The following is an 861-nucleotide window of genomic DNA, read 5'->3' on the forward strand; positions in this document are numbered from 1 at the left end:
TCCGAGGCGCTACCTAAATAGCTTTCGGGGAGAACCAGCTATCTCCAGGTTTGATTGGCCTTTCACCCCTAGCCACAAGTCATCCGCTAATTTTTCAACATTAGTCGGTTCGGTCCTCCAGTTGATGTTACTCAACCTTCAACCTGCCCATGGCTAGATCACCTGGTTTCGGGTCTATATCCAGAGACTGAACGCCCAGTTAAGACTCGGTTTCCCTACGGCTCCCCTAGATGGTTAACCTTGCCACTGAATATAAGTCGCTGACCCATTATACAAAAGGTACGCAGTCACAGGACAAAGCCTGCTCCTACTGCTTGTACGTACACGGTTTCAGGTTCTATTTCACTCCCCTCACAGGGGTTCTTTTCGCCTTTCCCTCACGGTACTGGTTCACTATCGGTCAGTCAGTAGTATTTAGCCTTGGAGGATGGTCCCCCCATATTCAGACAGGATATCACGTGTCCCGCCCTACTCGATTTCACTGAACACACGTCGTCAACTACGGGACTATCACCCTGTATCGTCGGCCTTTCCAGACCGTTCGTCTAACGCGTGTAAAGCTTAAGGGCTAGTCCAATTTCGCTCGCCGCTACTTTCGGAATCTCGGTTGATTTCTTTTCCTCGGGGTACTTAGATGTTTCAGTTCCCCCGGTTCGCCCTGTTGAGCTATGTATTCACTCAACAGTAATACCTTATGGTATTGGGTTTCCCCATTCGGAAATCCCAGACTCAAATGGTTTTTACTACCTAATCTGGGCTTATCGCAAGTTAATACGTCCTTCATCGCCTCTGACTGCCAAGGCATCCACCGTGTACGCTTAGTCACTTAACCATACAACCCGAAGGAGTTTCGAGTTGATG

The 861-nt window shown here is 48.9% G+C and carries 1 rRNA gene; it reads right to left on the minus strand.

Annotation, left to right across the window (positions count from 1 at the left end):
• Positions 1-832: ribosomal RNA gene (locus MTF70_RS24270) — 23S ribosomal RNA — on the minus strand; the annotation flags it as partial.
• Positions 833-861 lie beyond the last annotated feature (29 nt).

Source organism: Vibrio sp. 2CM40D, assembly GCF_023161825.1.
Taxonomy (GTDB): Bacteria; Pseudomonadota; Gammaproteobacteria; order Enterobacterales; family Vibrionaceae; genus Vibrio; species Vibrio alginolyticus.